At 42.3% G+C, this 23,977-nt stretch carries 21 protein-coding genes, 1 rRNA gene and 1 riboswitch; of the genes, 11 read left to right on the plus strand and 11 right to left on the minus strand.

The features are described 5' to 3' along the window. Window positions 1–155, minus strand: a 16S ribosomal RNA gene (locus tag AC1DVK_RS22450); the annotation flags it as partial. 269 nt (window positions 156–424) lie between these two features. Next, a complete protein-coding gene (locus AC1DVK_RS22455) occupies window positions 425–1,300 on the minus strand; it encodes a nucleotidyltransferase-like protein (protein WP_061461755.1) in 876 nt (291 codons plus the stop codon). 175 nt (window positions 1,301–1,475) lie between these two features. Here AC1DVK_RS22455 and AC1DVK_RS22460 point away from each other — a divergent pair, with 175 nt between their 5' ends. Continuing rightward, window positions 1,476–1,829 (plus strand): YgzB family protein, encoded by a 354-nt coding sequence (locus AC1DVK_RS22460; RefSeq protein ID WP_061461754.1) that lies wholly within the window; start codon window positions 1,476–1,478, stop codon window positions 1,827–1,829. A 94-nt stretch (window positions 1,830–1,923) separates the two neighbouring features. Here the strand turns inward: AC1DVK_RS22460 and perR are convergent, their stop codons facing one another. The 5 genes from perR to AC1DVK_RS22485 form a co-directional block, all read right to left on the minus strand. Then, window positions 1,924–2,367, minus strand: a complete 444-nt coding sequence (perR, locus tag AC1DVK_RS22465) for a peroxide-responsive transcriptional repressor PerR (protein WP_089362912.1) — start codon at window positions 2,365–2,367, stop codon at window positions 1,924–1,926. A 154-nt stretch (window positions 2,368–2,521) separates the two neighbouring features. Beyond that, window positions 2,522–3,466 (minus strand): D-2-hydroxyacid dehydrogenase, encoded by a 945-nt coding sequence (locus AC1DVK_RS22470; protein WP_477627417.1) that lies wholly within the window; start codon window positions 3,464–3,466, stop codon window positions 2,522–2,524. A gap of 148 nt (window positions 3,467–3,614) precedes the next feature. Then, on the minus strand, window positions 3,615–4,724 hold the full coding sequence (locus AC1DVK_RS22475; RefSeq protein WP_477627418.1) for an aminopeptidase: 1,110 nt from the start codon (window positions 4,722–4,724) through the stop codon (window positions 3,615–3,617). Between the two features lie 11 nt (window positions 4,725–4,735). Next, entirely contained in the window at window positions 4,736–5,206 is a 471-nt protein-coding gene (gene bcp / locus AC1DVK_RS22480; RefSeq protein WP_089362920.1) for a thioredoxin-dependent thiol peroxidase, read from the minus strand. A gap of 62 nt (window positions 5,207–5,268) precedes the next feature. After that, window positions 5,269–5,685, minus strand: a complete 417-nt coding sequence (locus AC1DVK_RS22485) for a potassium channel family protein (protein ID WP_089362909.1) — start codon at window positions 5,683–5,685, stop codon at window positions 5,269–5,271. A gap of 258 nt (window positions 5,686–5,943) precedes the next feature. Beyond that, window positions 5,944–6,135, plus strand: a riboswitch (cobalamin riboswitch). A 145-nt stretch (window positions 6,136–6,280) separates the two neighbouring features. Here AC1DVK_RS22485 and metE point away from each other — a divergent pair. Both metE and AC1DVK_RS22495 read left to right on the plus strand, forming a co-directional pair. After that, window positions 6,281–8,590, plus strand: coding sequence for a 5-methyltetrahydropteroyltriglutamate--homocysteine S-methyltransferase (gene metE, locus AC1DVK_RS22490; protein WP_410863794.1), 2,310 nt, complete (start codon window positions 6,281–6,283; stop codon window positions 8,588–8,590). Further along, window positions 8,583–9,059: an acyl-CoA thioesterase gene (locus AC1DVK_RS22495; RefSeq protein WP_089362907.1), complete on the plus strand. Its 477-nt coding sequence runs from the start codon at window positions 8,583–8,585 to the stop codon at window positions 9,057–9,059. Before metE ends, AC1DVK_RS22495 begins: the two co-directional genes overlap by 8 nt. Before the next feature lie 42 nt (window positions 9,060–9,101). Here the strand turns inward: AC1DVK_RS22495 and AC1DVK_RS22500 are convergent, their stop codons facing one another. The 3 genes from AC1DVK_RS22500 to AC1DVK_RS22510 are packed head-to-tail and all read right to left on the minus strand — an operon-like array spanning window position 9,102 to window position 11,739. Next, window positions 9,102–9,887 carry an ABC transporter permease gene (locus AC1DVK_RS22500; protein ID WP_048678294.1) on the minus strand — a complete coding sequence of 262 codons (786 nt, stop codon included), beginning with the start codon at window positions 9,885–9,887 and terminating at the stop codon, window positions 9,102–9,104. Window positions 9,888–9,891: 4 nt separating this feature from the next. Then, window positions 9,892–10,683, minus strand: a complete 792-nt coding sequence (locus AC1DVK_RS22505; RefSeq protein WP_089362906.1) for an ABC transporter permease — start codon at window positions 10,681–10,683, stop codon at window positions 9,892–9,894. Window positions 10,684–10,731: 48 nt separating this feature from the next. Continuing rightward, window positions 10,732–11,739, minus strand: coding sequence for an ABC transporter ATP-binding protein (locus tag AC1DVK_RS22510; RefSeq protein ID WP_061461747.1), 1,008 nt, complete (start codon window positions 11,737–11,739; stop codon window positions 10,732–10,734). 151 nt (window positions 11,740–11,890) lie between these two features. On the opposite strand from AC1DVK_RS22510, the gene AC1DVK_RS22515 reads away from it, so the two are divergent. The 4 genes from AC1DVK_RS22515 to AC1DVK_RS22530 all read left to right on the plus strand — a co-directional run bounded on the left by AC1DVK_RS22515 (window position 11,891) and on the right by AC1DVK_RS22530 (window position 19,892). Next, window positions 11,891–12,211, plus strand: coding sequence for a hypothetical protein (locus AC1DVK_RS22515; RefSeq protein ID WP_061461746.1), 321 nt, complete (start codon window positions 11,891–11,893; stop codon window positions 12,209–12,211). A gap of 139 nt (window positions 12,212–12,350) precedes the next feature. Continuing rightward, entirely contained in the window at window positions 12,351–13,640 is a 1,290-nt protein-coding gene (locus AC1DVK_RS22520) for a glutamate-1-semialdehyde 2,1-aminomutase (protein WP_410863798.1), read from the plus strand. A gap of 338 nt (window positions 13,641–13,978) precedes the next feature. Then, a complete protein-coding gene (locus tag AC1DVK_RS22525) occupies window positions 13,979–18,451 on the plus strand; it encodes a glutamate synthase-related protein (protein WP_477627419.1) in 4,473 nt (1,490 codons plus the stop codon). A gap of 349 nt (window positions 18,452–18,800) precedes the next feature. Then, window positions 18,801–19,892, plus strand: coding sequence for an FUSC family protein (locus AC1DVK_RS22530; RefSeq protein ID WP_061461743.1), 1,092 nt, complete (start codon window positions 18,801–18,803; stop codon window positions 19,890–19,892). Window positions 19,893–19,949: 57 nt separating this feature from the next. On the opposite strand, the gene AC1DVK_RS22535 is transcribed toward AC1DVK_RS22530, so the two are convergent. Next, window positions 19,950–20,408 carry a MarR family transcriptional regulator gene (locus tag AC1DVK_RS22535; protein WP_141133649.1) on the minus strand — a complete coding sequence of 153 codons (459 nt, stop codon included), beginning with the start codon at window positions 20,406–20,408 and terminating at the stop codon, window positions 19,950–19,952. Between the two features lie 344 nt (window positions 20,409–20,752). Here AC1DVK_RS22535 and AC1DVK_RS22540 point away from each other — a divergent pair, with 344 nt between their 5' ends. Genes AC1DVK_RS22540 through AC1DVK_RS22555 form a run of 4 tightly spaced genes read left to right on the plus strand, consistent with a single transcriptional unit; the run spans window position 20,753 to window position 23,955 of the window. Continuing rightward, on the plus strand, window positions 20,753–21,391 hold the full coding sequence (locus AC1DVK_RS22540; RefSeq protein WP_061461741.1) for a biotin/lipoyl-containing protein: 639 nt from the start codon (window positions 20,753–20,755) through the stop codon (window positions 21,389–21,391). A gap of 40 nt (window positions 21,392–21,431) precedes the next feature. After that, window positions 21,432–23,051 (plus strand): DHA2 family efflux MFS transporter permease subunit, encoded by a 1,620-nt coding sequence (locus AC1DVK_RS22545; protein ID WP_410863802.1) that lies wholly within the window; start codon window positions 21,432–21,434, stop codon window positions 23,049–23,051. 18 nt (window positions 23,052–23,069) lie between these two features. Continuing rightward, window positions 23,070–23,600, plus strand: coding sequence for an NAD(P)H-dependent oxidoreductase (locus AC1DVK_RS22550; protein WP_318685485.1), 531 nt, complete (start codon window positions 23,070–23,072; stop codon window positions 23,598–23,600). Between the two features lie 13 nt (window positions 23,601–23,613). Then, window positions 23,614–23,955, plus strand: a complete 342-nt coding sequence (locus AC1DVK_RS22555; protein WP_477627420.1) for a hypothetical protein — start codon at window positions 23,614–23,616, stop codon at window positions 23,953–23,955. The last annotated feature ends 22 nt before the right edge of the window (window positions 23,956–23,977 follow it).

The following is a 23,977-nucleotide window of genomic DNA, read 5'->3' on the forward strand; positions in this document are numbered from 1 at the left end:
CCGAAGTTATCCCAGTCTTATAGGCAGGTTGCCCACGTGTTACTCACCCGTCCGCCGCTAATCTCAGGGAGCAAGCTCCCATCGATTCGCTCGACTTGCATGTATTAGGCACGCCGCCAGCGTTCGTCCTGAGCCAGGATCAAACTCTCCGAAGAAATGTTTGACTTGCTCATTTTGCTTTTTTGATAGTGTGTGCTCACTTAAAATTTAACGTTGGCGCTTTGTTTTGTTCAGTTTTCAAAGAGCAATTTCGTTGTCGTTACTTCGTAAGCGACTTTTACATCTTATCATGTTATCAACCATGTTGTCAACATGTTTTTTTATTTTCTTTGTTTTAATGAAGCTGCGAAAGCTGATGTCCCGCAGCGACATGTATTAATATAACACCTATATTATTATTGGTCAACAATAAAAACACATTTTTTTAAAAGTTTTTTGACACTCGATAAAACCGATGATAAACCTCGTGTCCTTTGGTCTCCGATTTGATGACATCGATTACCTTCTTCTCTATCAAATATTCCAGTAAAACACCTAGATCGACTGAATAAAACTTAACTTCCGGATGCTCCATAAGCTCCGCAATCGTCCACGGATCTTCTTTCGTCCCCATTATTTCAACCAAATGCTGTGAACCAGCATTCGTCCTCGAATAAATAAGAAATTCACTCGCAAGGAATAGAAGCTCCAATCTTTTTTCGAGAGTTTCCTCACTGCTGATCAATTCCTTATACAACTTGTAGATTTCAGGCTCCATATGCTTCACTTGGTTCCATACCGTAACCTCTGGATAAAAGCCTTGTTCTATTATTTCCAAACGGGCCAAGTGATGCAGGGAATGAACGATATGGTTATATGCCTCAAGATAATGGCCTTTTTCAAAGAAACTCTTCCCATCCATGTACCTGCGAATCAACTTCGCGAACTCCATCCCCATCTTTAACTTCCTTCCATAGAAGGGGAACTCCCGAATTTCGGTTTTCAAACGGTCCAAATATTCATTCCGGTCAAAAAGGACTTTCCCGTTATAAATCCAGTCAACCACTTTGCGGTTCGTCCCTAATAGGAGCCATTCTTTTAACTGGTCTTCCTTAACGATATGCAAGGCCGCTTTTTTATCCTGGTAAGTGTAATGTTTTAAAAACACGGCCTCTTGGGCATCGTCTGCAATCACAAAAAGGATGTAGTCAAACGTATCGGTATTCGGGCTATTATCATCTCTTTTTTCAATTAACAAGATTCCAAGTGTAGATTTTAAACTTGCTCGCTCTTGATAAATCGGGCGAAGGATATCTTCCATCATAAATTCCTCCAAAACCTTTTTTTTATAACTTTCGACAAAACTCTTCATATTCCTGCTTAAGTCCATTACCCTAAACCATTTCAATTCAAAAGTAATATGTATCCTTTATTTCTTTTTTGTTCCATCCTTAGTTTATGTTATAGTTAAAGTTATATTTTAGGAGGGACAATCCATGGCTAAACATTCTAGCAAAATCAATAAAATACGTACTTTTGCCTTGAGTTTGATTTTCATCGGCTTTATCGTAATGTATATTGGACTTTTCTTCAAAACACATCCTGTTATCATGACACTTTTCATGGGACTTGGCCTTTTATTCATAATCGCAAGCACCGGGGTTTATTTTTGGATTGGAATGCTTTCTACAAAAACGATCCAGGTTGTCTGTCCTAACTGCGGCAAACCCACAAAAATATTAGGGCGAGTAGATATTTGCATGCATTGTGAAGAACCCTTGACCCTTGACAAAAAGTTGGAAGGCGAAGAATTCAACGAAAAATATAATCGCAAAAGCCTGCATGACTAGAAGAATTCCAGCTAGCTGAACTTCTTAACATAAAGACCTTTTGATTTCTTCATAACCATGAAAAAAAGTTCCAACCAAGTGGAGGAACTTTTTTTTAATGCGTTTCTTTTTCTGCACAATCCGTGCATTCGCCGTAGATTTCCATCCGATGGTGACTAACATTGAAACCAGTGACCTGTGCTGCGAAATGCTCGACTTCATCCAATGCAGGATAATCGAAATCCACAATTTTCCCGCAGGTTTGGCAGATTACATGATAATGATTCGTCGTCACGAAATCAAACCTTGCAGAAGAATCACCATACGTAAGTTCTTTTACCAAACCTACCTCACGAAAAACACGCAGGTTGTTATAAACTGTCGCCACGCTCATATTCGGAAACTTGCCTTCCAGCGCTTTATATATATCATCAGCGGTAGGGTGGGACATGGAGCTAATCAAATACTCTAGTATCGCATGGCGTTGAGGAGTTATTCTTACACCGGTATCTTTTAGGGAATCCAACGCTTCTTTTAACTGAACTTCAGACACCGTCATCCACCCCTTTTTCTTATTAAGTATGAATTCTTAAATTATAATATTTATAAATAGTGTACCTTTTATACGTTGAATTTGTCAATAATTCAATGGTTTTACCGTCCCTTTTTAGTTTATTCACAAAGCTTTGAATCTTTCACATTTTCGTATGTGTTTAGTATCCCCTCGATAAGTCGATTACGTTGATGAAATCTTTTCCAGACTTCAGGTATTCACGCATATTTTTCTCGAATATCGCAAAGGTCCTTGGTAAATATTCTCCGCTTTTACTTGAAAGATGCGGCGTGACCGTAACATTCTCCATCCTCCAAAAAGGATGCCCTTTTTCTAAAGGTTCCGGATCAAATACATCCAAGATGGCATGAGCCAATTCGCCGGCTTCAAGGGCTTCTATCAACACTTCCTCCTCAATAAGATCGCCGCGGCCAATATTCACGAATACTGCAGATTCTTTCATTGCTTTAAAGTGTTCTTTTTGCAGAAGATCCTTCGTTTCATCCGTACTAGGCAAGACAGATACGATGTAATCAGCTCCAGGTATGGCTTCCAGTAAATTATCCAGGGTATAAAGGCGATCAATGGACTCCACCGGCTTCCCGCTCCGGTTCACCCCCAGTGTCGTCATCTTAAAGGCTTTCCCGAGACGAGCCACTTCTCCTCCTATTGCACCTGCACCAAGGACGAGCATCGTTTTGCCATTCAATTCCCCTACTTCGATCTTTCTATCCCACATTTCTTCCCTTTCATTCTTCATAAGCAGCTTCAATTTCTTTTCATATTGCAAAAGCATCCCTATCGTATATTCGGCCATTGGAATTTTATGAATGCCTTTTGCGTTCGTAACCAAAATGCCGCGTTCCTCAATGGCTTTAAAAGGCATTAATTCCATTCCTGCACTCATGACCATTATCCATTTCAAGTTCGCCGCTTTCCCAATGATTTTTTCAGTTAAGTCCTCACCGTATGTAATTAAGATTTCCGCTTCACTAAGTCGCTCATCCATCCATCCTTCTTGATAAATGAAGTTCAATCCAGGAAAAGCATCCTTCATCTTCGTTTGGATTCCTTCATCAGGAATGATCGTTGAAAGTATTAACATGTTTATCTCTCCCTTATAATTAACATAAAAAAACACGGGCTCTGTATGTCCCGCGCAACTTTCTCTGAGGAGGTATTCCCATAATAAAGCATATTCAGGTGTCCCCTTTTTGAGTTGGACAAAAGCCTTACCCTTATTAAAAAAGGCTTTATTTTAATGAATTTGGGTTTAATGCATATAATTCCGGCAATATGAAAACGCCATCCCTTCTGATCGGCACATCGTCAAAGTAGATGTCACCACCGCCATATTCGGGACGCTGGAACAAGACCATATCCCAATGTATGGATGAACGGTTTCCATTATCAGCTTCTTCATAGGCAAGTCCAAGAGCCAAGTGCAGACTCCCGCATATTTTCTCATCAAACAATATATCGTCCATAGGTTCCAATATGTATGGATTGATTCCAATTGCGAACTCCCCGATAAAACGGGACCCCTCATCAATATCCAGAATTCGGTTCATTTTAGAAGATTGATTGGAAATGGCTTTACTGATTTTTCCCTTTTTCAAGTTTAATTCTATGTCACTAAAAGTGATCCCTTCATAGGTTGTGGGTGTGTTGAAGGATATCCTTCCATTGACGCTCTCTTTTATAGGTGCAGTAAATACTTCCCCGTCCGGTAAATTCTTTTTTCCGGCACATATGATAGCCGGCATACCTTTAATGGAAAATGTCAAATCTGTCCCTGGTGAAACGATCCTGACTTTGTCAGTCCGTTCCATCAATTGTTTTAACGGTTTTAATGCCGCCTCCATTTTCCCATAATCCATTGTGCATACGTTCAAAAGGAAGTCTTGATACCTGTCGAAAGTCATGCCGGCTTTTTGCGCTGATGTGTTGGTGGGATAATTAAGCAAGACCCAACGTCGGTTGTTCACATAGAAAAGAGTTGGAGAATTCATAGCCTCCCCTTGAAGACGGTGCCTTTCGAGGAGAACATCAGTCATTTCCACATCGTTTTCTTCACCGGTGATGATGATGACCGCATCGATATCCGTATATTTCTTCAGAGCCCATTGCGATGATGTGTCAAGTTGTTCCTTCACATTCCCTTGTAATAGGTGCCGGCTTATCTCATCGTCTTCAAGTTCTACATATGGATAAGCACCAACTCTGTATGTTTCATCAATCAGCTCTTTCAATAATGGTTTCGTGTTGATATGGCCCCGAATAAGGATTCTCTCTTTCGGCTTTAATTGTATCGAATGATGAATCAGCCTGGCAGCAAGCTTCGTTATTCGCTCATCCTTCATTTGCCTGTCCCTTATTTTTTGAGGTCGCGAAGAGTTTCAAGAGCTTCTTCGACGTGTCCTTTTACTTTTACCTTACGCCATTCTTTGACTATCTTACCTGCCCTATCAATCAGGAATGTTGAACGTTCAATGCCCATATACTCCTTGCCGAAATTCTTTTTCAATTGCCACACATCAAATGATTCAGCGGCTTCATGATTTTCGTCAGCTAGAAGCAGAAAAGGCAATCCATGTTTTTCGATGAACTTTTCATGTCGTGCCGCTGGGTCTGGGCTGATACCAATGATGACAGCGTCCAATTCCTCAAATTGCTCATTGTGGTCCCGGAAATCACAGGCCTCCGTCGTGCATCCTGGCGTCATGTCTTTTGGATAAAAATATAAAACAATGTATTTCCCCTTAAAATCCGATAGGGAAACCATTTCACCATTGTTTGCTGGGAGTTGAAAATCAGGTGCTTTTTCTCCAATTTTAACAGTCATATTGAACCCTCCATTTCTTTCATTATGGTAAGAGTACCCAATAATCGAAAGAAATACAACTTTCATTTATTCCTTCTTTCCTGATCTAAATCAATCACCGTCCGAATTACAAACGCGGCCGGGAGCGTATAGCCGATGAATGCCTGGATTGTCGCAATCATCCTGCCTACGCCTATCGGGGATATATCCCCATACCCTACAGAAAACATCGTCATCGCACTAAAATAAAAAGAAGTCTTCAGTTGCTCGTAAAAACTGCCGTCCAAACGATTGCCCATATCAAGAATCACTGAATGATTCTGAAGCTCGTATAATAAATAAATCAGTGCAAATCCAACTAATATCGTCGCATATAAATTGCCAAGCCACAGCATATCTTCCAGAGAAAACTTTTTTCCTCCCGACTCAACAAGAAATAAGGTACGAATGCTCATCACCATGCAAAAAATGATTCCTGCAATCAAGATGTAGAAAGTCATCCCCCACGCCCCATTTCAAAACGCCACTCCCTCTATACATACTCCCTGTCCAAACAATATATTCTTTCTTAGGGACAGACTTTATCCTTATCACTAACACATTCTAAACGCATTTGTCAGGAATTCGGGACCTTATCCCGAATCTTTTTCATGTTGACCCTTTTAGTCGGATATGTTAAGGTTGTCTAAATATTTATAATAATTTTTATTTTATAAATATTCGCCGCCTGCAATCAGTTTATCAGCAGGTTTTGTGAAATTTCATATGTGGAAATAGGTTCCTAATTTTCATTAGGATTAAAAGGGAAGCCCGGTGTAATTCCGGCACGGTCCCGCCACTGTAATGGGAATGTTAGCGCCATCCAATATGCCACTGATCAACGGATCGGGAAGGCCCGTCGCTAATGATATTCCCTAAGTCAGGAGACCTGCCTATTTCGACAACACTGTTTTAACCTACGGGAGATAGGGAGGTGTTAGGGACCTTATAATTGTAAGGGGCATTCTGCATGCCTCTTTATTTTAAGCATTTCTAACTTTCTCTTTTGACGGTTAGGGATGCTTTTTTATTGTTCAATTAAATGAATGTAGGAGGATGGGAATTTTGAAAAGCAGCAGTTTGGGTTACCCGCGAATCGGGGAAAATCGTGAATGGAAACGTACATTAGAAGCTTACTGGTCCGGTAAAATCGATGAAGCAGAATTTACGGCACAACTAAAAGCCATCCGTTTAGGCAACTTACAAAAACAGAAGAAACGAGGCATTGATATCATTCCTGCCAACGACTTCACTTTATATGATCAAATGCTGGATATGTCCGTCATGTTCGGTCTTGTTCCTGAACGTTATTCAGCCTATGAAGGCGGATGCGTTCCCCTTTCCGTTTATTATTCAATGGCCCGTGGAAACAATGACGAAGTCGCTTCCGAAATGACGAAATGGTTCAATACGAACTATCACTATATTGTCCCTGAATTAAACCTGTCACAGCTGACTTTAACAGAAAATAAACCACTTGCAGCATATCGGGAGGCCAAGGAAAAGCTAGGGATTGAAACGAAACCCGTGTTGATCGGACCTTATACTTTCATCTCCCTTTCCAAAGGCTTCAATAAAAAAGATATCCCTGGCATCATCCTGAGCCTACTTCCCCTTTACACGCAAATCCTTCAAGAGTTGGAGCAAGAAGGCGTGAAGTGGGTTCAAATGGACGAACCTTCTCTTGTTTCATCCATTTCCAAAGATGATATGCAAACTGTTACTTACCTCTATGAAAAACTGAATGAAGCAGCACCAAACCTGAACATCATGCTACAAACATACTTTGATGCCGTGGAGCATTACCAAGAAGTCATCGAATTACAAGTCCAAGGAATCGGTCTTGATTTTGTACATGATAAAGGGAGGAATCTAAGTAATCTTGAAGCATTCGGTTTCCCGAAGGACAAAGTGCTTGCTGCAGGTGTGATTGACGGAAAAAACATTTGGCTATCTGATTTATCAAAAAAAATCCAATTGATTGAGACTCTTAAGAAAAAGGTAGCTGAAGACCAAATCTGGCTTCAGCCCTCTTGTTCCCTGCTTCATGTCCCAGTGACCGTTCGTAATGAAACCGCCCTTTCAAAAGAAGTGAAAGAGGCCCTCGCTTTCGCTGATGAGAAACTTGAGGAAATCATACTCTTGGTCAAAGGGAATAATCAAGGCTTTGAAGCAATCGCCGAAAAAGTCGATGCTAATAAATTTACGGTTCAAACGTTAGCAAGTTCAAATGCACGGAATCATGGGAATGTACAATCCAATGTCGAAAAGGTTAAAACCAGGAACGTCGGCCGTCAGCTTCCATTTAAAGAACGTTACCAAAAACAACAGGAATTTTTCAAATTGCCTTTTCTTCCTTCGACTACGATCGGCAGCTTTCCACAGACATTTGAAGTTAAACAAGCACGTGGGAAATTCAAAAGAGGAGAATGGACCGCTTCCCAATATGAAACATTCGTTAACGAAGAAATCGGCAGGTGGATTGATATCCAAGAAGAAATCGGCTTGGATGTTCTTGTACACGGGGAATTCGAACGGACGGATATGGTTGAATACTTCGGCCATAAGTTAGGCGGATTCGTCTTTCTAGAAAAGGGCTGGGTACAATCCTATGGGTCCCGCTGCGTGAAACCACCAGTCATCTACGGCGACATCGATTTCATCGAACCGATGACAGTCAGGGAAAGTGTATACGCACAATCACTGACGAACAAGACGGTAAAGGGCATGCTAACAGGTCCTGTCACGATTTTGAACTGGTCATTTGTCCGTGATGATATTTCCAGGGAGAATGTTTGCTACCAACTGGCACTTGCTTTGGAAAAAGAAGTCATTGCATTGGAATCGGCTGGAATCAAAATGATCCAAGTTGATGAGCCTGCACTTAGGGAAGGTCTGCCATTGAAAAAAACCGATCGCGATGAGTATTTGAACTGGGCTGTTAATTCGTTCTTGATATCCACATCAAGCGTCGAGGATACAACCCAAATTCACACGCATATGTGCTATTGCGACTTCAACAGTTTCATGGATGTCATCTCCTCCCTTGATGCCGATGTAATTTCCATCGAAACATCCCGTAGCCATGGAGAGCTTGCTTCCGCATTCGAGGAAAGGACATACGAAAAAGGTATTGGCCTTGGTGTGTATGATATTCACAGCCCGCGTGTGCCGGCAGTGGACGAAATGGTCGATATGATTGAACGGGGCATCAAGGTACTGGATAAAGACCAGTTTTGGATCAATCCCGACTGCGGCCTGAAAACAAGGGGTATCCCGGAAACCGTCGCTTCCCTGAAAAACATGGTCGAAGCAGCAAAAATCGTCCGTGAAAACCTTTTAGCTAAACCAAAAGCTTATGATTGAAAAGAACGTTGCCCATCCAACACAGCAGTCACGGACATTTTTAACCGACCTTGTTTTTCCACCGGATACAAATCATCACAATACCATCTTTGGCGGAAAGGTAATGGCCTATGTTGATAAAATAGCCTGCATTTCAGCTATGCGCCATTGTCGAAAACCCGTTGTGACCGCTTCAAGCGACTCTTTTGATTTTTTGGCCCCCATCAAGACAGGGGATGCGATCAACCTTGAAGCTTATGTCACCTGTGCACATCGCACATCAATGGAGGTATTCGTGAAAGTGGAGCGTGAGAACCTATTAACAGGTGAAAAACAGCTTACGGCACGCGCTTTTTTAACGATGCTGGCCATTGATGAAGACGGTAAGCCGACAAACGTACCTCAGGTCATTCCGGAAACGGAAGAGGAAAAGCAGCAATATGTTCAAGCACAAGCAAGATATATTGAAAGAAAGAATAAACGCAAATAAACAAAAAAACCCTTCAACATGAATGCTGTTGAAGGGGCTCTTTTAGTTTCCTGCCCCGCGGTACCTCTTCACTCCCTGATTCCATATGAAAACGGATATCACGAAAAAGGCAACCCCAATTACAGGTGTGGCAAATGCATATGCATACCACTCTTCTTTTCTAAGGAAATAAGATGCAGGATAAACACCAACAAACGCGAATGGCAATACCCATGTAAGGACAAAACGAATGACCTTATTATAAATATCAACAGGATAGCGCCCGTAGTTCCCGATATTGTACATCATTGGCATGATGGATGTTTTCGCATCCGACCAGAACCCAATGCTTGCTATCGCAACGAATATGGCTGCATAAGCAAGGGCCCCGCCTATTGCAAAAATGATGAAAAGAATCGGGTCATACCACGCAAGCTGCAGATCCAATGAAATCCCCGAATAAAATATAATGATCAAACCGGTCACAACACCAAATAACGCTTCTAGCTCGATTCTTTCTAAAATGACTTGAAACAGGCTATGTATCGGTCTTGTTAATATCCGGTCCATTTCACCTTTGACGATATAGCGGTCATTAAAATCCCAGATGTTGAAAAAGGCAGAAAAAAGGGCGAATGGGATAAGGAAGAATCCATAAATGAATATGATTTCTTCACGGCTCCAGCCGCTTAAAAACTGGGTATGTCCAAAAACGACTAATATAAATACCAGGTTCACGACCTGATTCAGCAGATCGGATAGGATTTCCATGAAGAAATCTGCTCTATATTGCAATCTTGTTTTCATATATTGACTCACATATTGAAAAAACATCGATACATAAAACATCCCGTCAACCTCCTTGAATAATCAGCTGTTTTTTTGCGACTATCCATAAAAGCTGAATCGGTATTATGAGAATGATGCACCAAATTAACTGCTGTAAAAGCGCCATGCCAATTTCGCCTGAACTGTACCCGTTCGTAAAAATCATGCTTGGTACATAGCTGATCCCTTGAAATGGCAAATATTTCATCACTCCCTGCGCCCATATCGGATAAAAACTGATGGGCAGCAGCAGACCGGAAAACAAATCAATGATAACCCTTTTAGCCCGGATCAATCCGGCATTATTATATAAGAAAAAGGTAGTGATTCCTGTCAATAAGTTAATTTGTGAATTGATGATGAAACTGAACAGCAAGGAAATGCCGAATATCCCCCACGTAGCCGGTTCATGCGGCAATTCTATAGGAAAAATGAAAGCTACCAGCAGCATTCCGGGAATCGAGAAGAAGAAGAATCGGAATATCCCTTCCCCAAGCCCTTGCATCGTTTTCATGCCTAAATAGTTATAAGGCCGGATCATTTCAATGGCGACCTTGCCGTCCTTGATCTCAGTGGCGATTTCGCGGTCAATATTATTGAAATAAAAGGCGCGCGCCATCCATGCAACCGCGACATATGTTGTCATCTGTATACTTGAAAGTCCTTCGATGGAGCTTTTTTCTCCATATATTGCATTCCATAAGAAATAATAAGCACCGATATTAATGCTATAAATTAAAATGCCGGTATAATAATCCGTTCGATACGCAAGCATCATCAAAAAACGCATGCGGATCATTGCAAGATACTTCCCCATTGCCCTCCCCCTTCTTGATAGACACGTTGTTTCTTAATGATAAGAGAGTCAGACAGTGCCTTCTTCGTAAATATTGCGAACAATCTCTTCAATGGACGTTTCATGGATTTTGATGTCCTTTATTTTAAAATGAGATACGACAGCTGAAACAAGCTGTGAAATATGATCACTTTCTTCTTTCAACAGAGCAATGTATGTTTGATTTTTCTCATCATAAACCCAGTTTGCGGTAAATGGGAGCGCTAATGATTGCAATTCCTTCAATGCAATCGGCTCGATGAATTGAAAATGGATCTGTTTTTCCTCAGCCCAATTATCTTTCAAACTCTGCAATTCCCCATCATAAATGATCTGTCCTTCATCAAGCATGATTACGCGTTCACATAATGCCTCAATGTCTCCTAAATCATGGGTAGTCAAAAGGATTGTCGTATTATATTTCTCATTGATTTCTTTCAGGAACTCGCGAATCTTCATCTTCACGAGTACGTCAAGGCCTATTGTCGGCTCATCCAGGAACAGCAAAGGCGGATTGTGGATCAATGCCGCCGCAAGCTCACAGCGCATTCGCTGACCAAGTGAGAGTTTACGCACTGGTTTGTCGAGCAAAGGACCGATATCGAGCGTCTTGATGACATGTTCCATATGATCGTTATATTGTTCATCCGTTACTTTATAGACCTTTTTTAGCAGCCTAAAGGATTCTTGAACCGCAATATCCCACCAAAGCTGTGAGCGCTGACCAAATACAACTCCTATTGTTTGTGTGAACTTTTCCCTTTCCTTATGAGGATTCATGCCATTGACTGTGATTTCACCTGCTGTTGGTTCCAAAATACCTGTCAGCATTTTGATCGTGGTCGATTTTCCTGCACCATTTTCCCCGATATAAGCTACCATCTCACCCTTTTTTACAGTAAAATTGATATCATTGACGGCAGGGACGATTTTATAATTTCTTGTAAGTAAATCCCGGAAGGCACCCTTTAACCCCGAACGGCTTGATGCCGACTTAAATTCCTTCCGAAGCTGTTTCACTTGAATTGCATCACTCATCCTGTTACATCCTCCGTAATCTCTTGTCCTAATGAATTAGTTTATCCAACCTTACCTTTTTAGACAATAAAAATGCCTGGATGCCATGTATCATTTTCAGGGCGAGTCCGGCCGTTGTACGAGATACATATATAAAGGAGACAAGTAAGCTATGAATATTAAAAAATTATTACTATCCCAAATCGAAAAGGTCGTTATCGACCTTCGATATGATTTTCTTTATGAAGATGAATACGGTGAATTATTATGCCAGGTCATCCAAAGGGATTCCAGCGGATCGATCGAAAGCACCCCCATAAGTTTCCACATTCATATTAATGAAGAAAAAGGAACCGGCCATCTTATCTATTACCAAGCCCAGGGCGAAATGAACCGCCAATCCTTCAACATCGAAAACCCTGCCACTATCTTGGACATTCTGACTTTCATAACCGGAGTTTTGGGGCCCGGCCCTATTTCCCAAACAAAATGAAGGCCCACGAATCCTGCTGTTTCTAAGGCTGCAGCATTTCATCAGTGGACGGATCACATTTCCTAGCCTTCCATCCCAGATTTACGGGCGGAAAAGTGCTATGATTAAGGCAGGTTTATATTTTTAGGAGGTTTTAAGATTGGATTTTAGTAACTCGAAGCTTCTACATAAAGAGGCACTGGAACATATCGTTGGTGGGGTTAACAGCCCATCCCGTTCTTACAAAGCTGTAGGCGGCGGTTCACCAGTTGCCATGGATCATGCCAAAGGGGCTTATTTCTGGGATGTTGATGGCAATAAATATATCGATTATTTAGCTGCATATGGCCCGATCATCACTGGACATGCACATCCACATATTACGGAGGCAATCGTTAAAGCAGCAGAAACGGGCGTTTTATACGGTACACCGACAAAACATGAAGTCAAATTCGCCAAAATGTTGAAAGAGGCAATACCATCCATGGATAAAGTTCGCTTCACCAATTCAGGCACTGAGTCTGTCATGTCCACCATCCGTGTGGCCCGTGCTTACACTGGACGTGATAAGATCATCAAGTTTGCAGGCTGTTACCATGGACACTCCGACCTTGTTCTCGTCGCTGCAGGTTCCGGCCCGTCCACGCTAGGAACACCGGACTCTGCGGGCGTTCCAAAAAGCATCGCACAAGAAGTCATCACGGTACCTTTCAATGATATCGAGCCATTTAAGGAAGCACTGAATAAATGGGGACATGAAATTGCAGGCGTGCTGGTTGAACCGATCGTCGGCAACTTTGGAATCGTGGAACCGAGCCCTGGCTTTTTGGAGGAAGTCATTTCATTGTCACACGAAGCAGGAGCACTGGTCATTTTCGACGAGGTCATCACAGCGTTCCGCTTCATGTACGGAGGGGCACAGGACTTCTTGGGAATTCAACCCGATTTGACCGCGCTTGGAAAAATAATCGGCGGCGGACTTCCGATTGGTGCCTATGGCGGTAAAAAAGAGATCATGGAAACTGTAGCCCCCCTAGGACCAGCCTATCAAGCAGGTACGATGGCAGGAAATCCGGCATCCATGCTTTCCGGGATAGCTTGTTTGGAAGTACTTAAAGAAGTGGGTCTGTACGACGAGCTTGACCGGTTGGGAAAAATTCTTGAAGAAGGTATCCTGATAGCAGCTCGCCAATATAATGTCCCTATTACCATCAATCGCCTTAAAGGGGCATTGACGATCTATTTCACGACAGAAACGATTGAAAACTATGAGCAGGCGGAAAATACTGATGGCGAAATGTTCGCTAAGTTTTTCAAACTCATGCTCAACCAGGGCATCAATTTGGCACCTTCAAAATACGAAGCCTGGTTCTTGACAATAGCTCACACGGATGATGATATCGCTTATACTCTAAAAGCGGTTGAACATGCATTCAAAAACCTAATATAATAAATCAAAACAGCATAATTATACATTTTTTATACACCCCCAGGATGCACATCAATCTTGGGGGTTTCTTATTCCCGGGTAATAAATCTTTAAAGTTAGCCTTTTTAGCCATTCCCCACAAAAACGCCATCAATCACAGCATCCAATCCATTGTATAAAAAATTGATTTCTGAATATTTAAATGATATGATATGGATACATTTATATACATTTATACATTTTCTTTCAATCTATCAGAACTTGGACAATTGTTCGGGTTTACTAATATCCCCCCATAAAACAAATGCTACAGGAGGTGAAAGGCCGAAAATAAGGGTAACCTTATTCAAGCCACACATATGACCCAAAAATGGACACCTGCTACATTCAAAGAATTTTACATGGAAGAACATGATGCTTGCGGAATCGTTTCCCGTATCGAAAAAAAGAAGATCCCTACTAACGAAAACATCTTTGCCTGTATCGACGCCCTGGTTAAAATGAACCATCGCTGCGGCTTCATCAATGGTGAGGGCGATGGCGCCGGCATCCATATCGATATTCCCCGGGCTCTTTGGAAAAAGAAGCTTGAAGCTGTAAATATCGATTCAAGTATCGTCGATAAAGATTCCTTCATAGTCGGTCACTTATTTTTAAGCAAAAAAACGGATGCGAACGACTTAAAAATCGAAGTCAAGGAGAAACTGCTTCAGCATGGTCTCTCCCTGATATTCGAAACGGATAAAGCTTACCGTTCTGAGGCATTGGGACCGATTGCCATTCAAGAAGACCCAGTGTTCTGGCAATTTGCCTGTTCCTCCGCCATCGAAAACAACCAGGAGCTTTCAAATGTTCTTTTTGAGCTGACTTCCGACATCGAAAAAAGTGATTTTATCCATGTTGCATCGCTAAGCCAGCATCATGCGGTCTATAAAGTGATGGGTGCGGGGGATACGCTTCCTTCCTATTATCTTGATCTTGCGGACCCTTTAGCTGCCTCCACCATGACACTGGGGCATAATCGTTTTTCAACCAATACACTATCAAGCTTCTTCCGGGTTCAGCCTTTCAGTGTACTTGGCCATAATGGCGAAATCAATACGATTGCCAAATTGCGTGATGAAGCGAAAATGATCGGTGTTCCAATCGCTAAAGACGGAAGCGACTCACAGGATTTAAACAAGACGATCGAAACTTTCATCTGCCGTCATGGCTACTCTTTATTTGAAGCTGTCGACCTTATGTTCCCCCCAATCATTAATGAAATCAAGGAATACCCCGATCACTTACAAGACTTATATACGTATTTACGGGAGGCATGGGGTCATTTTGCACAAGGTCCAGCCGGAATCATTTCCCGTTTCGGCGATGAAGCCGTGTTCTCTGTCGATTCTTTAGGCCTGCGCCCATTATGGAATATTGAAACGGAATCATCCTATATGTTCACTTCCGAACCAGGAATCATCCCTTCCAGTGAATATACCGGAAATCCGAAACCGATGGGCCCTGGGGAAAAAGTGGGTTTGAAATGGAACGGCGACAGTATTGAACTGTACACATACAAGGATTACCAGGATAAAGTATTTGAACTCTTCAATAATCGTTTCGTTCTTTCCAACGACCGGGTCCGCCTGCAGCCGCAGGTCTTTGAAAAGGTTGTCTCCATGACAAACGCGCAAGCCATTCATAATGGACAGTATAAAGCCTTTGGATGGGAAAGGGAGCATGTTCAATTAGTGGAACAGATGGCCGAAAAAGGGGCCGAACCCATTCGTTCACTTGGTCACGATGCGCCACTGGCAGCACTTAATCCCCAACGGACCAACATTGCGGATTTCATTAAGGAAAGCGTGGCCGTTGTAACAAACCCAGCAATCGACCGGGACCGGGAAACCGAGCACTTTTCAACACGAACCATCATCGGAAAACGGCCTTCCCTATTCGAAGCAAATAAGGCCGGAAAGGTTACAGAGCTGCTGACTCCCTTATTGATTGAAGGATTAATGGGTTATGAGTGCTCATCTATCGTATCGCAGCCAAGTTATGACCAGTTCATTAAATATTACCAAGATCAAAAACTCGTCCATTGCATTTCAAGCACGTTCAAAGAGGATGAAAGCATCACGGATGCTTTGACTAGGATTACTGATGAAAGTGTCAATGCAGTGGATGAAGGAAAGACGCTTATCGTATTGGATGATTCACTTGCACATCAAAACGGCAACTTTTGGCTTGATCCACACCTTGTCACATCTTCCGTCGATCAAGCATTGGTCCGAACTGGCAAGCGGAGGGATTGTTCCATCCTGTTACGTTCCGCATCGCTAAGGTCACTGCATGATATCATCGTTTCTTATGGTCTTGGGGCCAACTTAATCAGCCCTTATTATATGTTCCTTTCCTTATCTTCAGATGACCTTAAGGGGGTTACCAATCTTTATCACTCCTTGACGAAAGGTCTTGAAAAAGTTATCTCAACCATCGGCATTCATGAACTGCGAGGATACGGAAGACTTTTCTCAAGCATCGGTTTACATGAGGAAATCGCGAAATATTTAAATGTGGCTAACTTCTTCGGCTCCAATGATCTGGACTACAATTTTGATAAAATCAAGGCCGACGCCATCCAGCGTGCGGAAGATTACGGAAATGAAAAAGAACGGATGGGGAAAACCTTCCACTTATTCCCAAGGATTTGGAAGTCAATCGGGGAAGTTGCTTCTACTGGGGACTATGACGCTTATCGCGAAAAGATCACCGAACAGGAAGAGTCCAATCCTACGACGATCCGCCATTTGACATCATTAAAACCTTCAGATGCTTCCATACCTTCTGAAGAAGTCAGCCTTTCTGTCGGAGAACAGGAATTGCCGTTCGTCATAGCCTCCATGTCCTTTGGATCACAAAATGAGGTTGCTTTCCGGGCATATGCAGAAGCTGCCGAGCGATTAGGCATGATCAGCATGAATGGCGAGGGCGGGGAAATCAAGGATATGCTGGGCAAGTACCCGAAATCCCGCGGACAGCAAATCGCCTCCGGCCGTTTCGGTGTCAATGCAGAACTCTTGAACTCTTCAAATCTATTGGAAATTAAAATTGGGCAAGGGGCAAAACCTGGTGAAGGCGGTCACCTTCCCGGGTCCAAGGTCACAGCGAAAATCGCGGAAGCCCGGAATGCAACAATCGGTTCCGACTTGATCTCCCCTTCCAATAACCATGATATATACTCAATTGAAGATTTGGCCCAAATGATCCATGAGTTAAAAACGGCAAACGACAAAGCAAAAGTTGCCGTCAAAGTACCGGTCGTTCCAAACATTGGTACGATTGCGGTCGGCGTCGCCAAAGCAGGGGCCGATATCATTACGCTTTCTGGTTTTGATGGCGGAACAGGCGCTGCCAGGATTCATGCACTCGCACATGTCGGTCTACCCGTTGAGATTGGTGTAAAAGCTGCCCATAACGCACTGCTTGAGTCAGGCATTCGTCAGACCGTTGAAATTTGGGCTGATGGCGGGTTAAAAAGCTCGATGGATGTATTGAAATTAATGCTGCTTGGGGCAAACCGCGTAGGGTTTGGGACCCTTTCGATGATCGCCGTCGGCTGTACAACGTGCCGCGGATGTCACCTTGATACCTGCCATGTGGGCATCGCCACTCAAATCGAATCGGAAGCACAAGCTAAAGAACATGGGCTGCGGCGTTTTGTTCCACGAAAATTTGATTTAGCCGTTCAAGGTTTAACGAATATGTTCAGTGCATTTGCCAAAGAACTCCAATCGTTGACTGGATCCCTTGGGGTGAAGAATCTGCAGGATATCGTCGGACGTTCTGATTTGCTTCAGCAAGTTAAGGGTCAACAATCACTGGATTTAACCTATTTATTAAAAGAATTGGATATAACACCATTCTCACATAAAGAAACGGCGGCATATTTGAACGAAGGCTCCATGCAGGTTGCCGTTGGCGCTGAATATCTGGATTCTCATGTAGATGATCTGCAGCAATCTCGCAACTATAGCTCGATCACTTCCGAACAGCGCGTACTCGGCAGCAGGGTGTCCTGTCACCGCGTCAGGGGAAGACTTGACGGATCATACAAAAAACTTCCTCCCGTTCACCTATCCTACCAGGATGGTTCCATCCCAGGTAATGGACTTGGGGCATACAATACGGAGGGGATTTCAATCAGCGTGAATGGCGGCGCCCAGGATGGAATTGGCAAAACATCAATTGGCGGTAATATTGCCATCTTTAAATCTCCCGGAAAAGATGGGAAGTTCTACAATGGCTCTGTCGGTAAGGGCTTTGGATACGGTGCACAGCATGGTCTCCTCATTGCCCAAGGTGATGCCGATGCCAGGGCGGGAATCCGGCTATCCGGAGCTGATATGATCATTGGAGGATTATTGAAACACCCACTACCTGAAAAGGAAACCGGTAATATTGCGGTAACTTCGAATATTAAGGGATTCGCTTTTGAATATATGACAAATGGAAGGGGTTTGGTTCTAGGTGACCCGGGTCCATGGATTTGCGCAGGAATGACTGGCGGTGTCGTTTATTTACGGCAACAGCCTGAATCTGGATTAACCAAGGAGGTCATTAAGAAGCGGGTTGCAAAAGGGGCAAAGATTTCCATTGAGCCCCTATCTGCTAAAGGCCTGCAGGACGTGGCCGAACTTCTCGGCAAATACACGGACCTCTTGAAAGATCATGGCCAAACGGAAGAAGCAGCCTCCTTAGAGGCCCTGCTTCAAAACCCTGGAGAGCACTTCCTTCAAGTCGTACCAGTTAAAGAACAAGCAGATCCCGCTGTATCCACGGAGTGATGCCGAAAATATATTTAAATTGATATTCGTTTTATAAAAAAAGCTGATGCTCTTCAATTCGAGAGCATCAGCTTTTTCAGTCATATACCATGTGATAATCTTTAAACGAAGAAAAACACAGTTGAAAACAATCAAGAAATTGCCYATATTTTCTTTATATATTAAACTTGAGTTTACCTATTGTAACTTTAAGGAAAATCCTGTATATTACTTTTTGTTTACATCCTCTCATTTTAGTGTAAAGTACTAACAAATAAGTTAGAATACATTTTTAAGCAAAAGCCTATAAATAAATAGAGCCTTTTCTTACCATGATCAATCACATCACAAAGAAAGGATTAACCTATATATGAAGTTTGGTGCCCGCATTCTCAAAACAGGAATAGCAATTGTTTTAGCGCTTTATATATCGGAACTGCTTAACCTTCCTGCTCCTGTCCTTTCTGGGATTGCTGCAATTTTTGCAATACAGCCGACCATTTACCGTTCATACCAAACGGTGCTGGAGCAAATTCAAGGAAATATCATTGGAGCGTTGGTTGCTGTCTCCTTCGTTTTGTTGTTCGGAAATGATATTTTTATTATCGGTCTTGCCGTGATGGTTGTCATAACCATCAATCTAAAATTAAAAATGGATAAAACGATAGTCCTTTCCATCGTGACAGCAATTGCCATCATGGAAAACCAGGAAGGGGATTTCCTGAATTTTGCCTTTATACGTCTCTCATCAGTTTTGCTTGGAATCGTTTCGTCTTTTATCGTGAATCTGGTTTTCATTCCTCCAAAATATGAAGCTAAACTTTATACACGCATCACAGATGTAACGGAAGACATCTTAAAATGGATCAGAATCAGCACAAGACATGCTACAGAACACACTTTACTGAAAAAAGACATCAGCCGACTAAAGGCCGAGTTACTCGATCTGGAACATATCTATTCCATGTACAAAGAGGAACGGGAATATTTCAAGAAGAACAGTATAGCCAAAGCAAGAAAGCTTGTCGTTTATCGGCAGATGATCATTACAACCAAAAAAGCGTTTGAAACCTTGAAGAGAGTCCATAAATTCGAGAATGAAGTATATCAAATGCCTGAAGATTTCCAACGGAGTATCCTACAACAGATTGATTCCTTGATTCGAAAGCATGAACAACTGATATTGCTGCATATCGAAAAAATCAAATCCATCGAGGAGATTGAAGATTGGAACCAGGATTGTTTAAGTCGTAAAGAGCTGCTCGCCCACTTTTTCGAACAGCAGAATCAAGTGGACGAAATGCATGATGATCTGGGCCACCTATCTGCCCGCCTTGTTCCATTGATTTCTGCAGTCATTGAATATGACGAACAATTGGAACATCTTGAAAAGCTGATTGTCAGCTTCCAGTCCTTCCATAAGGAAGATAACGAAATATCTGTCCAGTATGAAGAGGATTAAAAAAGACGGTTCCTAGGAACCGTCTTTTTTCGTCTCTATTTAGCGGATGCGCCTTTTTCAATCATCCAAAAGGTTTTGATCAGCCGCCCTTTCAATCGTATCCAATTTCTGCAAGAGATCCTGCAGCTCTTCTTCTGAGAATGAATTGAAGTTCTTGCCCATCAATTGGTTATGCTCAGCAAGGACTCTCCCCAAAATTTCTTGCCCCGCCTCTTTCAATTCAAGGTTTATGACCCTGCGATCCTTTTCGGAGGGCTGTCGTTTCACATAATCCATTTCGACCAACTTATCTACAAATACGGTAATCGCACTTGGCTTTACCGTTAAGAAGTCAGCCAGCTGGGTCGACTTGATGGACCCCTCTTTTTTCAATATTAATAATATGAAAAACTGCGGCGACGTTAATCCATAAGGCTGAAGATTTTTTGCTACGATGGCCCCAAGCTTCTTCCTAATCCGGAAAATCTGCATTTCTATACTATTGGTTACTTCCCATTTAAAATCCAGCCTTCTCACTCCTTATATAGGACAATCCTACTTCTTAAATTTAATTAAATGACATTCCATTGTCAACTTTACTTTCCATATATCCTTAAAACTAAAAGAAATTCAAATTTTAACCACTTTTATGTATTTACTTTCCACCCCTTTTCCGAATAAATTACATGAMAAAAATAAATTAAACTGGTAAACTCTTTACTTAATAATATTAATACTTACGAAAATTAATATTTATTAAAGTTAACTAATATATATTGGATATAGGAGGCTGCAATCAAATAGGTGAAGTCATTTAATGAAAGTGAATCAACAATGGATTACAAGAATCAATCATCAATATTTTTTTGGAGGCGAAATAAGTGAATAGAGGACGTTTAGTTTTAATCAATGTCATTGGTTTGGTTATTATATTAGCGGTAGTAGCCGGTGGGGCTTATTACTATTATGAAAGCACGAATTTCATTAAAACGGATGAAGCGAAAGTGTCAGGAGATCTATATACAATCGTTGCCCCCGCTTCCGGTAAATTAGCAGATTGGGACTTACACGAAGGAGACAGCGTCAGTAAGAATGACAAAGTTGCCTATGTAACCACCTTAGACGGAAAAGAAGCAGTAAAAACAGCAGCACAAGGTACAATCGTTAAATCACAAGTGCATGATGAGCAGCTAGTTCAAGCTGGTCAAACTCTTGCTCAGACTATCAATATGGATGATTTATCTATAACAGCTAATATTGAAGAAAATAAATTGAAGGATATTGAAAAAGGTGACAGCGTCGATATTATCATCGATGGAGATCCCGATACTGTTTTCGAAGGTACATTGGAACAGATCGGTTATGCTACAACGTCCGTCTTTTCAGTGATGGGCAATCAAAACAACAGCGGAAACTATACGAAAGTCACTCAAAAAGTACCTGTTAAAATTTCCATTAAAGCACCCTCCGATAAAGTTCTGCCTGGTATGAACGCAGAAGTGAAAATTTCAACAAAATAAACCGGCATACACAGTTATATAGAAAGGAGGCTTTCCTTAAATGGCTTCTCAAACAATATCAGTAAATGAAAACAAGGGAATGAAACAGTTTGCCCCCATGTTAATTATCTTAATGCTAGGTTTGTTCATGGTCATTTTGAATCAAACCCTGCTTAGTGTCGCCATGCCGAGGATGATGGCCGAATTTAATGTAGCTGCTACTACGATTCAATGGTTATCAACTGGATTCATGCTCGTGAATGGGGCTTTGATTCCACTGTCCGCTTTTTTAATAGAACGGTTTGGCACGCGGATTTTATTCCTCGCAGCCATGTTTCTTTTCACCGTCGGGACATTCATCTGCGGCATCGCACCAAATTTCCCCGTCATCCTTACAGGTCGGCTGATTCAGGCGGCGGGCGGCGGGATTCTACAGCCATTGGTCATGACGATCATTCTTTTCGTCTTCCCTCCTGAAATGCGCGGGAAAGGAATGGGAATCTTTGGACTGGCCATTATGTTTGCCCCTGCCATCGGACCGACCTTATCAGGTTGGGTCATTCAGGAATATAGCTGGCGGGTCATGTTCTACGCAATGGTGCCATTAGGCATGATTATCATGACACTTGCCTTTTTAAGTATGCGTAATGTAGCAGAACCCAAGAAAATCAAATTGGATTTGATGGGCGCCTCACTATCCTTGATAGGTGTTGCATCGTTACTATACGGTGTCAGTGAAGCAGGATCCAAAGGCTGGACGGATTCCATCGTTCTGGGAACCATCATCATTGGTCTTATCCTTCTGACCTTATTTGTGGTTCAACAGTTAAAATCGGAAACGCCTATGCTCGACTTCCGTGTATTTAAGTATGACATGTTCGTATTATCGAATATCATTTCCGCCATCGTTACAGTGGCCATGTTTACCGGGATATTCTTATTGCCTATATATTTACAGACTCTACGCGGATTCACACCAGTTCAATCCGGTCTATTGATGTTACCCGGGGCCCTTGTGATGATGGTGATGTCACCCATTTCAGGAGCGTTATTTGATAAGGTCGGGCCTCGTCCATTAGCACTTGTTGGTTTAGCGATTACTGCCATTACAACCTTCGAGTTCGCAAAATTGACTACGGAAACCACCTATTCTACTTTGGTCATCATCTATGCCATCCGCTCACTTGGAATGTCTTTACTGATGATGCCAATCATGACAGCTGGGATGAATCAGCTTCCTAAGCATTTGAATACACATGGTACGGCAATGAGCAATACGCTGAAACAAGTTACCGGAGCCATTGGTACGAGCTTCGTGACGACCATTTATACAACCCGTGCTTCTTTCCATGGCATTGCTTTAGGATCTGAAATGAGTACAAGTGATCCTGGTTTTGTTCAGAATTTCCAAACAATCGTTCAATCCATCATGAGTTCGATGAATCAAACTAGTGAGCAGGCACAGGAGACTGCTATGTCGCTGATTTCTTCAAAAATCCAGGGTCAAGCAAATGTAATGGGAATCAATGATGCATTCTTTTGGGCAACAGGTTTTGCTATTGTCGGTATAGTTCTCTCACTGTTTTTGCGTGACGTTCGGAAGGACAAAGCAATCAAACAAGCTAAACAAGAAAAATTGGATGTACCTTTGCTGCCTTCGCCAGTAAAAAAATCGGTTTAATTAAATGGGGGGATTAGGATGAAGATCTATGTTGTATATGACAGTGAAGGAAACCATACAAAGGCACTTGCCGAATCAATAGCTCAAGGTGCCGCTGCGGTTCCTGGGGCTGAGGTACTCATTGACCATGTAAACGAGGCGGATGTCTATAAGCTTCAGGAAATGGACGCCATCATTTGGGGCTGTCCGGGTCATTTCGGCACCATCAGTTCGAGCTTGAAAACGTGGATTGATAAACTTGGATATCTATGGGCAGAAGGTGCGCTGATCAATAAAGTGGGTGCTGTGTTCTGTACGACTGCCACCATACATGGCGGGCTTGAGGCTACCATGCTGAACTTAATCACCCCTATGCTTCATCAAGGCATGATCATTGTCGGTTTACCCGGTACGGTCCCGGAAAACGCCTTATATGGCTCCTACTATGGTGTAGGGATAAGCTGCCCTCCCGGTGTGGATGACAACATAACCAAAAATGACTTACAGCTTGGAGAAGCATTAGGAAAACGGGTAGCCCATGTCACCCGTTCATTCACAAACGAGCTCTAGGAGGCTTGATTCAATGGGCATAATTCTAATTATCATCGTTGCCATTTTAGCGATTACGGGTTTGATCACATTCAATATCAAAGCATTAACACCTGAAGATAAGCCAGTGGAGGAAGAGAACTCGTCGGAAGAGTCCGCTTCTTCTTCGGATGATGTTCCCATTACCGAAATCATCACCCCAACAGACAATGATGAATTGAAAATGAAAGACCAGGATTATCGTTCGGCACTTTCCAAGCTTCACAATCAAAAGCCTAACGATGAGCCACCTATAGAAAAAAAGTCTAACCTTCGCAAAATGAAAGACGAAGAGTACCGTGGTACATTGGAAGATTTCCAGCAAAATGGCGACTGAAACACGCCCCCTATCCGGCATA

This window comes from Peribacillus sp. P4_B1, assembly GCF_056402395.1.